General features: G+C 43.1%; 9 protein-coding genes. 1 reads left to right on the forward strand and 8 read right to left on the reverse strand.

Going from position 1 to position 10,920, the window contains the following annotated elements; all coding sequences use genetic code 11:
- Positions 1 to 10: 10 nt before the first annotated feature.
- From priA to ACWF5P_RS20950, 8 genes are all read right to left on the reverse strand, one after another.
- On the reverse strand, positions 11 to 2,422 hold the full coding sequence (priA, locus tag ACWF5P_RS20915; RefSeq protein WP_452445227.1) for a primosomal protein N': 2,412 nt from the start codon (positions 2,420 to 2,422) through the stop codon (positions 11 to 13).
- A gap of 6 nt (positions 2,423 to 2,428) precedes the next feature.
- A complete protein-coding gene (coaBC, locus tag ACWF5P_RS20920; protein ID WP_434169054.1) occupies positions 2,429 to 3,637 on the reverse strand; it encodes a bifunctional phosphopantothenoylcysteine decarboxylase/phosphopantothenate--cysteine ligase CoaBC in 1,209 nt (402 codons plus the stop codon).
- A 260-nt stretch (positions 3,638 to 3,897) separates the two neighbouring features.
- On the reverse strand, positions 3,898 to 4,104 hold the full coding sequence (gene rpoZ, locus ACWF5P_RS20925) for a DNA-directed RNA polymerase subunit omega (RefSeq protein WP_098371057.1): 207 nt from the start codon (positions 4,102 to 4,104) through the stop codon (positions 3,898 to 3,900).
- Between the two features lie 3 nt (positions 4,105 to 4,107).
- Positions 4,108 to 4,722: a guanylate kinase gene (gene gmk, locus ACWF5P_RS20930; protein WP_034313809.1), complete on the reverse strand. Its 615-nt coding sequence runs from the start codon at positions 4,720 to 4,722 to the stop codon at positions 4,108 to 4,110.
- A gap of 10 nt (positions 4,723 to 4,732) precedes the next feature.
- Positions 4,733 to 4,996, reverse strand: coding sequence for an extracellular matrix/biofilm regulator RemA (gene remA, locus ACWF5P_RS20935; protein WP_034313813.1), 264 nt, complete (start codon positions 4,994 to 4,996; stop codon positions 4,733 to 4,735).
- Between the two features lie 53 nt (positions 4,997 to 5,049).
- Entirely contained in the window at positions 5,050 to 5,925 is an 876-nt protein-coding gene (locus tag ACWF5P_RS20940) for a YicC/YloC family endoribonuclease (protein WP_101224606.1), read from the reverse strand.
- 155 nt (positions 5,926 to 6,080) lie between these two features.
- Positions 6,081 to 8,759, reverse strand: coding sequence for a calcium-translocating P-type ATPase, SERCA-type (locus ACWF5P_RS20945; RefSeq protein WP_434169637.1), 2,679 nt, complete (start codon positions 8,757 to 8,759; stop codon positions 6,081 to 6,083).
- Positions 8,759 to 8,887, reverse strand: coding sequence for a hypothetical protein (locus tag ACWF5P_RS20950; protein WP_260357047.1), 129 nt, complete (start codon positions 8,885 to 8,887; stop codon positions 8,759 to 8,761). The genes ACWF5P_RS20945 and ACWF5P_RS20950 overlap by 1 nt, the downstream gene beginning before the upstream one ends.
- 293 nt (positions 8,888 to 9,180) lie before the next feature.
- Between ACWF5P_RS20950 and ACWF5P_RS20955 the strand changes: the two genes are divergently transcribed.
- Positions 9,181 to 10,902: an Rqc2 family fibronectin-binding protein gene (locus ACWF5P_RS20955; protein ID WP_452445228.1), complete on the forward strand. Its 1,722-nt coding sequence runs from the start codon at positions 9,181 to 9,183 to the stop codon at positions 10,900 to 10,902.
- The last annotated feature ends 18 nt before the right edge of the window (positions 10,903 to 10,920 follow it).

Raw genomic sequence — 10,920 nt, forward strand, 5'->3', positions numbered from 1 at the left:
TCTTAAACAATTACATCATGATCTGTGGATTTAAATCTATTGAAATCTGTAGCTGATTCTGAGCGGTTTCTTTTTGGTAATGCTCCAAAAGTGTGCGTAAATGCTGATTCAGGTCCGGCTCTCGTTTGTATTTTATCAGACATTGGTAGCGATATCTATTGTTGATTCGACTAATGGGGGAAGCAACCGGACCTAGTACGATAGAATCCCGATTCAATCGTGAGCCTAAATAATTCGTGATCTTCTCAGTGACACTCACTGTCTTCATTAAATCTTCATGTGAAACGGTAATAAGGACAACATAATAATACGGAGGGTAATGACTTTGCCTCCTTAGATGCATCTCCCGTTCATAAAAAGCATCATAATCCTGAAAGGCAGAAAGCTCGATGCTGTAGTGCTCAGGTGTATAGGTTTGGATGACCACTTCTCCCGGAAGCTGATGACGTCCTGCCCTTCCGCTGACCTGTGTCAGCAGCTGGAATGTCTTTTCCGAAGAACGGAAATCAGGCAGATGCAGCATCGTATCAGCTGAAAGGACTCCAACAAGGGTGATATTAGGAAAATCAAGGCCCTTGGCAATCATTTGGGTGCCTAACAATATATCGGCCTTCCCTTCACCAAAGGCATTCAGCAACCGCTCATGTGAACCCTTCTTACTCGTCGTGTCAACATCCATCCGTATGACCCGTGCTTCAGGGAGGATTTTCGCAAGCTCTTCTTCAACCTTTTGAGTGCCTGTACCGAAGAACCTTATATGTTCACTTTCACATTCAGGGCATGCGGAAGGCATTCCCTCTTCAAAACCGCAATAATGGCATTTCATTATATCATTAAAGCGATGATATGTGAGTGAAATGTCACAATTAGGGCAGTTGATGACCAATCCGCAGCTTCGGCACATCACAAAGGAAGAATGTCCCCTTTTATTTAGCATCAGAACTGTTTGCTCCCCCTTCTCAAGCCGGTCTTTCAGCTTGGTAAAGAGCAGCTCCGAAAACATGGAACGATTTCCGGTTCTTAGTTCTTCTCGCATATCTACAATATCCACTGCTGGCAATGCACTTTTATTCATCCTCTGGCTAAGTGTCAATAATTTATAGACATTTTTCTTGGCTCGCGCAAAAGATTCAAGTGTAGGTGTCGCGCTGCCAAGAATAACCGGACACCTATATGATTTTGCTCTTTCAATGGCTACGTCCCTGGCGTGGTACCTTGGCGTTTCTTCTTGCTTATAGCTGGATTCATGCTCTTCATCAATGATGACCAGCCCCAGGTTTTCAAAAGGAGCAAACACGGCGGAACGAGCGCCCACCACCACTTTTACTTCTTTACGGTGAATTTTCCGCCATTCATCATATTTTTCACCTACGGATAAACCGCTATGCATGACAGCTACCTGCTCCCCAAACCTTTCCTTAAACCTCTTCACCGTCTGTGGAGTTAAGGAGATTTCAGGTACAAGCATGATGGCTTCCTTCCCTTTTTCAATGACAGATGCAATAGCCTGTAGATACACTTCCGTCTTCCCGCTTCCGGTTACACCATATAAAAGGAAAACATCATGTTCATCATGGTGTATTTTCTCTTGGATAGGCTTCAACGCAGTTGTTTGTTCAGCTGTAAGTGTAAAGGGAGTGGATTTTTCGAAAACACGGTTTTCATAAGGATCACGGTATATTTCTTGATCCATTTCCGCCAAGGCCCCTTTTGACACTAGGGATTTGACGGTACCGCTTGATGTGTTCATCAATTCAAGCAATTCTTTTAACGGAATGGGTTCTTGATGTTCAATAAAGTATTGAAGGAGTTCCTGTTGTTTTTTTGCATTGCTTGACATGGCTGATGCCATTTCTTTCAGTTCCTCAGGGGAAAGTAAAGATTTTATGACACGGACTGTCTTCTTATTAAGTCGGTTTTTCACATTATATACGAGCTCAAGATTGCCATTTTGCATTTCCTTTTGGAAAAGTGAAGCGTTCTCCCCTTCAATCACGTCTTTCCAAGATATTGAATCATTTTTCCCGAAAAGGTTTTGAATGAATGGAGGCAGCTGATCCTTTTTATCTTCAACGACTTTGATCACTTTTTCATACTTTGCTTTCATCGCTGCCGGAAGCATGGCCTGTAGCGCTGAAATTTTAAAACACATCGCCTCTTTGGTCAACCAGTCACCCAGCTGAAGCAATTCATCATTAAGGATGGGCTCCAAATCCATTGGTTCTTTTATATTGCGTAATTTCGCAAAGTCGCTTTTAGCTTTTAAGCCTGTGACGAATCCCTGAACCATTCTTGGACCGAACGGGACGATGACCCGCATTCCGGGTTTGATGACTTGGCTCCACTTTTCAGGTATGCGATAGTCGAATTCTCGATCCGTTTGTTTAGCAGGTACATCCACGATGACGGATGCTATATCCATATGACATCATTCCTTTTGCATGCGAGATACTTCTGCCAGGATGCTTTTAGCTATATCCGCTTTACTCATTTTTGGAAGTTCGGTCGAATTTCCATCTTTATTGTAAATAGTCACGATGTTCGTATCCGTTCCAAATCCTGCCCCTGGGGCGGTAACATTATTGGCAACGATCATATCTGCATTCTTTTTGGCTAATTTCCCTCTTGCGTATTCTTCAACATTGTTCGTTTCAGCCGCAAAGCCTACCAAGAACTGATGAGTTTTATTTTCACCGAGTTCCATGAGGATATCCTTGGTCCGTTCAAATTCCATCACATTTTCCCCTGGCTGCTTTTTCATCTTTTGATCATGATAAATCTTCGGTTTATAGTCCGCCACTGCAGCGGTCATGATTACGACGTCACTGGAATCGAACTGATCGAATACCGCATCATACATATCTGCTGCTGATACCACTGGTATTACTTTGGCCTTGGAGGGCGGTGACAAGTTCACTGGGCCAGTGATCAATGTCACCTCAGCGCCCATTTCAATTGCCTTTTCGGCTAGGGCATAGCCCATTTTGCCGCTGGAATGATTCGTTACGTAACGCACGGGATCGATTGCTTCGCGAGTCGGTCCTGCCGTTATCAAATATTTCTTTCCTCTAAGAGGCTGTTGGTGTGATTTACGTTCATCGAAATATCGATTAAGATGTTCCACGATTGTTTCCGGTTCCTCCAATCGCCCTTTCCCTACATACCCGCAGGCCAAATACCCTTCACCCGGTTCAATGAATTGATATCCAAACGAACGAAGTGTCTCCATATTTTTCTGAACCGCTGGGTGGGCGTACATGTGCACGTTCATTGCCGGCGCAACCCAGACAGGCGCTTCCGTTGCCAGAAGTGTGGTCGTAATCATATCATCCGCGATTCCATTGGCTACCTTTCCGATGACATTCGCTGTAGCTGGAGCCAACAGGATGATATCTGCCCAATCAGCCAAGTCGATGTGGGCAATGACTGATGAATCCTTCTCATCAAAAGTATCTGTATACACATCATTTCTCGAAAGTGCTTGAAAGGTGAGCGGCGTCACGAATTCACGTGCCGATTCACTCATGATAACTTTAACATGTGCACCTTCCTGAGTTAATTTACTTGTCAGGGCAGCAGCCTTATATACAGCAATCCCGCCGGTGACACAAAGAAGTACTTTTTTATCGATAAGCATGCAAATTCCCCCTAACTATACATTCTATTTTCTTCTAATTATGACGGAAAACCGAAGAAATTTCATTTGAAATGCGCAATAACATATGGATTTTCCTAAAAATCCCATATCTCTGCCTGCTTCATCAATGACTTCCGGACTTTATTAAAACCAAAACAAACAGGCCTGACACCTTGGCCGCAGGAAGGAAGCAATTTCCAAATGTAATGCTCCTGTTTGCTTTAGGGTGTCAGGCCCGATAGGTCAAGCTATGTGTTCTTTTAGTTTTCCTCGTAAGAATTGTCGTAAGTCAATTTACCGGAATGAATCTCTTCAAGGGCACGACCTACTGATTTATGGGAAACCGGTTTCGTTACGAGGCAATTATCTTTAATTTGCATTTCCCTGGCACGCTTAGCTGCCACTGATACAAGTGAGTATTTTGAATCGATTTTAAGTAATAGAGAATCAATTGATGGATATAACATAATTTATTCCGCCTCCAGCATTTTTTTATATAAAACAGCAACTCTTTCCCGACGGCAATGCTCGGCTATTACAATTGCATTAATTCTAGCACATGCGGCATCCACATGATCATTTTCAACAACATAATCATACAGATCCATAAGTTCTATTTCTTCCTTGGCCACTTTCATCCGTCCTTTTATCGCTTCCTCCGTCTCGGTTCCGCGAGTAACGATGCGGCTTTCGAGTTCGGTCAAACTCGGAGGAGCAAGGAAAATGAAAAGTCCTTCAGGGAATTTCTCCCGGACCTGTTTAGCTCCTTGAACTTCAATTTCCAGAAATACATCTTTTCCGGAATCGATTGTTTCACGGACATAATCCACGGGTGTTCCATAATAATTACCGACGAACTCAGCATATTCCAGCAATTTGCCTTCCTCGATCAGTGCTTCGAATTCCTCGCGTTTTTTGAAGAAATAATCCACTCCGTCCACTTCACCATGGCGAGGCAGCCGTGTGGTCATCGAAATCGAATATTCGAATGCCGTTCCTGGCTGAGAAAAAATCGCCTTTCTTACAGTTCCTTTACCAACACCGGATGGACCGGACAAAACGATTAATAAACCTTTTTCTCTCATATTGTTTCAGTTACCCCTCTTCTACGCTGTCATCTCTATCTTGAAGCCGTGCGGCAACCGTTTCCGGTTGAACGGCAGATAAGATAACATGGTCGCTGTCTGTAATTATAACGGCCCTAGTCCTTCTACCATATGTAGCATCTATTAAGGATCCGCGGTCTCGGGCATCTTGGATGATCCTTTTGATCGGAGCCGATTCAGGGCTCACGATGGATACGATCCGGTTTGCGGAAACGATATTCCCAAAACCAATATTAATGAGCTTAATTGACATTTTTGTCCCCCATTCATACCTATTGTCACCTTGTTAGGTTCATCATAAACCGACTACTCGATATTTTGAACCTGTTCTTTTAATTTTTCAAGCAGACTTTTCATTTCCACCACTTCTTTGGTAATGGCCGAATCATTTGCCTTTGATCCAATCGTATTGACTTCCCTATTCATTTCCTGGACAAGGAAGTCGAGTTTCCTTCCAATTGGTTCACTATGGGTAAGCGTCCTTGAAAATTGCTGTACATGGCTATCGAGTCTGGTCAGTTCTTCATTTATATCACATTTATCTGCAAAAATGGCCGCTTCTGTCACAATGCGGCTATCTTCGATCAATCCTTCAGTCAACTCTGCCAGTTTGATTTCCAAGCGGGCTTTATATTTTTCGACGACTGAAGGTGCATGCATTTTGACCCCTGCTACAATCTCACCAAACTTTTCAAGCTGGCGTTTCATGTCCAAGGCCAGTTCCTGACCTTCCAGATTCCGCATTGTTTTCAGATTTTCCAATGCCCCCGTGACAGCCTTCAATAACAGGGATTCCAAATCGGCAGGAACCGCAGGTACTTCCTCCGTTATGAAAATCGATTCAAGTTGCAGCATATCCTGTAATGTAATGGAACTTTCCAGATTGTATTTTCCCTTGACTTCTTCCATCAACCCCACATACTGATCAGCAAGATCCCAATCGATCTTCACCTTTTTGGAAACCAGGCTCTCACCTTCAACTGTAATGAAGATTTCCACCCGTCCCCTTCTTATGTATTGGTTCGCCTTCTTCTTCACCTTTTCTTCCAAAACCAAAAGCTGGCGCGGCATTCGAATCGTATATTCACAAAAACGATGGTTCACGGTCTTAATTTCAGCAAAAACCTTGACCTGTTCGTTTTCCGCTTCTTCTCTTCCATAGCCCGTCATACTGGTAACCATGGTTCCACATCCTATCAAACATAATGTAGTAATTTAGCCTTTAATATTCATTATATATTAGCTACAGCACGAAAACTTTAGCTCACAAATAAAATACTACAAAAATAAAAAGGCAATAGAGCAAGACTCTACCACCTTAAAGATTATATCATATATCATTGTGCTTTTCTTGCTAAAAAGGTTCCAGCCAGTAAAAAAGTTGGAATGGATGCCATTCCTATTACTAATAGCCAATCCCTTCCCGAAATCGGTACCGTATGAAAGATTGTTTGTAAAGGCTGCACATACATGACGGCTACCATCAATAATAGGGAGGATAATACCGCCCCCACTAGATAAAGGTTACCGAATGGATTTCTCGAGAAGATCGAACGTTCACTTCGGCAATCGAATACATGTATAAGCTGAGCCAATACCAAGGTAGCGAACGCAATCGTTTGTGCATATGCAAGGTTTTCGGGATTTGCACGATATACAACATAAAATGCGATCAATGTTGAAATCCCGATCAGAAAACCGCGTGAAATGATCTTCCAGCCAAGCCCTCTTCCAAAAACACCTTCATTGGCATTTCTTGGATTTCTTTTCATTACATCTTCTTCGGCGGCATCCAGACCCAATGCCATCGCGGGCAGTCCGTCAGTCACAAGGTTCACGAATAAGATCTGGATTGGTATCAAAGGTAAAGGCAATGCACATAGCATCGCAAAAAACATGACCAAGATCTCCCCCACATTGGAAGCAAGCAGATAACGGATGAACTTCCTGATGTTTTCATAAATATTCCTGCCTTCTTTGATGGCCGATTTAATTGTAGCAAAATTATCATCAACCAATATCAAGGAAGAAGCTTCCTTCGCGACATCAGTACCCGTGATGCCCATGGATATACCAATATCCGCTGATTTTATTGCAGGGGCATCATTGACTCCATCCCCTGTCATTGCAACGACATGTCCTTTATTTTGCAAGGCTTTTACGATTTTCAACTTATGTTCCGGGGAAACGCGGGCAAATACCGAAACACTTTCAACAACTTCCTCAAGTTCCCCGACATCCATGTCCGCCAATTGCCGTCCTTCAAGTACACGGTCTTTTCCTTTTAAAATACCAAGTTCTTTAGCTATTGCCTTTGCGGTTATTACATGGTCGCCAGTAATCATGACAGTTTTGATCCCGGCATCCCTGCATTCCTTAACAGCCTGCTTCACCTCCGGACGCGGGGGATCGATCATGCCCTGCAGCCCCATGAAGGTCAAATTGCGCTCAGCTTCGGTTTCATGAAGCAAAATCGTTCCTTTCGGAAGGGGTTTATATCCAACGGCAATCATTCGAAGTGCCTGTGAGGCAAGCTCATTCATATCCTGCTGTACCCTTTCCTTACTCTCCCGATTTAATATTTCCGACCTGCCTTCCCAAAGAATCGTATCGGACTGGGCGATCAATACGTCAGGGGCCCCTTTTGCAATTACAAAATGATTATCCTTATCATCCTTCACTATGACACTCATCATTTTGCGGCTCGAGTCAAATGGAAACTCCTTCACTATCGTAAACCCCTTAGACAGGTGTTCCCTTGTCAACCCTGCTTTCATTGCCGCGACCAACATCGCCCCTTCTGTCGGATCACCGTCTAAAATATATTGTTTACCATTCTCCTTTAACTCAGCTTTGTTACAGAGCATGCCGAATGTAATTATTTGCAGCAATGCATTATGGTTTCTCGGGGCAACTGAAACTCCCTCTAAAGAAAACTCTCCGACAGGTTTATAACCAGTACCGCTGACATCCCAAGTTTTCCCTCCACTCCAAACCTTCGTCACCGTCATTTTGTTTTGGGTCAGTGTTCCTGTCTTATCTGAGCAAATCACCGTTGCGCAGCCTAGCGTTTCTACAGCAGGAAGCTTGCGGACAATCGCTTTTTGTTTGATCATACGCTGAACGCCTAAAGACAAGGCTACGGTCACAATGGCTGGCAAGCCTTCGGGAATCGCTGCAACAGCCAATGATACCCCGGCTAAAAACATCGTATAGAGGTCATGCCCTTGAATGACACCAGTCAGGACTACAATTACAGTTAATATTAAAGCCGTGACGATCAAAATTTTGCCTAACTGCTCCAACCTCCGCTGAAGCGGTGTTTCTTTTGTTTCTGCAGTCTGCAGGAGATCCGCAATCTTGCCCATCGCCGTATTCATACCCGTAGCGGTTACGATTCCGACTCCATTTCCTCTTGTCACCATCGTTCCCATAAAAGCCATATTTTCCTGATCACCGATACCTTCGACTTCATTCATCAATGGATCGGAACATTTAACGGCCGGGAGTGACTCTCCGGTAAGTGCAGACTCTTCTATTTCAAGGCTTGAATGGTCGACGATCCGTAAATCGGCACCAATTCGGTCACCGCTCGAAAACTTCAGGATATCCCCCACAACGACTTCCTTCGATGGGATCTTCAGCCACTGTCCATCTCGAAGCACGTTAACTTGCGGCGCTGCCATTTCCTTTAGGGCATCCAAGGATTTTTCTGCCTTCCGTTCTTGAAAAAAACCAAGTAATCCATTCAAAAAAACAATCGCCATGATGGCAATCGCATCGATATATTCACCCAATATCCCGGAGACCAATGTCGCGGCAAGTAAAACGATGACCATGAAATCTTTGAATTGGGCGAAGAATAAAAGTATGGCAGACTGTTTTTCCCCTTCCTTCAATTCGTTAAAGCCATGCTTTCGCAGCCTGTCCTTTACTTCATCATCGTCCAAACCGTGTGTAACGTTTGTTTGAAGCGCTTTCTCCATTTCTTGATTATTCATTTCCTTGAACTCCATCAAGTATCACACATCCCTTTGAATAGAATGAAATAGGCTCCTGTATACATCTCAACAGGCGCTTTTTGCTTTACCCATCCAACACCTGCCTGCTTACCGATACATAAAACAACCTGCTCTTCTTCCATGATTATTCAGACTCGTCCAAAATAATGCTATAATTAAACAGAATTGCGGAAAGAAGAACGATGCGGATAATTTAATGAATGAACGAAAGCTAATCATGATGGATGGTCTAATTTAGGATTTATCTCAGGAACCTATAAAAATAGCATCCATTCAATATTCCCGAACGGCAGCTACAGCTTTCCACCCAGTTCGCTTAAATTTGTGATTAGCTAAAATGGGCAGTCCAATGCACTGATAACGCTTAGCAAAATGAGTATCTTAGAAAATCTTATGTAAAGGAAGTAAAAATAGAATGTCATTTGATGGATTATTTACGAAAGCGATGACGGAAGAAATCGCTTCTATATTAAAAGGTGGACGAATCAATAAGGTACATCAGCCTTATAAAAATGAAGTAATACTGGTTGTTCGTGCTGGAGGTAAGAACCATAAGCTCTTATTGTCAGCCCACCCAAGTTATTCGAGGGTGCAAATGACCGAAGAAAGCTATGAAAACCCCAAGGAAGCACCCATGTTCTGCATGCTTCTTAGGAAGCACCTCGAAGGCTACACGATAGAAAATATTTATCAATATGAACTTGATAGAATGATCATTTTTGAAGTGAAGGGCCGCAATGAGCTTGGTGATGTCTCCCAAAAGCAGTTAATCATCGAAATCATGGGACGTCACAGCAACATTGTTTTAGTTGATAAAGAACGGAATATGATTTTGGACAGCATTAAGCATGTTTCACATGCCGTTAACAGTTATCGGGCGATATTGCCTGGCCAAGAATATAAGGCTCCACCAGCACAAGAAAAGAATAATCCCTTCGATGCTACGGAGGACGGTATCAGGAAGAATATCGACTTCAATGCAGGAAAGCTGGATCGACAGCTTGTTGCCCATTTTTCCGGAGTTTCACCATTAGTTGCAAAGGAAGCCGTCTACCGGGCTGGGCTTGCCAACAGCACGACCCTTCCTTCAGCATTTTTAAGTATTATCCAGGAAATCTCGGAGAGAAAATATGCCGCCACGATCAAACAAGATGGAAATAAAGAAGTTTTTTATATGCTTTCACTAGAGCATCTGACTGGCAATCAACGTACGTTTCCTTCATTGAGCGAGATGCTCGACCGCTATTACTTCGGAAAGGCAGAAAGAGATCGGGTTAAGCAAAAGAGCCAGGATGTAGAACGTTTCATTACGAATGAAATCGAAAAGAACACAAAAAAAATCGGGAAGCTCGAACGTACATTAAAAGATACGGAACGCGGGGAACAGTATCAGTTGTTCGGCGAGCTGCTTACAGCTAATTTATATCAAATGAAAAAAGGCATGAAGGAAATAGAAGTCGTCAATTATTATGATGAAGATCAAAATATGGTCACCATCCCGCTTGACCCTTTAAAAAATCCATCAGATAATGCACAAAAGTACTTCTCCAGATACCAAAAGTCCAAAAATGCAGTCGGAGTCGTGCAAGAACAAATCGAAAAAACAAAATTGGAATTGGCCTATTTTGAAGCCTTGCACCAGCAGCTTCAATCAGCGTCACCCAGAGATATAGAGGAAATTCGCGAAGAACTTCAAGAAGAAGGATACATTCGGCAAAAAAAGAAAAAAGGCATGAAAAAGCCTGCAAATGCAAAACCGCAGCTTGAAACATATTATGCTACAGATGGAGATCTGATTTTTGTCGGGAAGAATAATAAACAAAATGATTACCTAACCAATAAGTTTGCACGCCGTGATGAAATATGGCTTCATACCAAAGATATACCTGGCTCACATGTTGTCATTCGAAATGAATCGCCAAGTGAAGAAACGATAAAAGAGGCAGCCGTATTAGCAGCTTTCTTCAGTAAAGCCAAGCAATCGAGTTCAGTGCCCGTTGACTTCACACAAGTTCGCCATGTTAAGAAACCGAATGGTTCCAAGCCCGGGTTCGTGATCTATGAGCAGCAGCAGACCGTATATATTACACCTGATGCCGATACCGTCATACGCTTAAAGGAAGCGGTAAAGGAGTAAAAAAATAGAGTTGGCCCA

Source organism: Peribacillus sp. NPDC055009 (assembly GCF_053608705.1).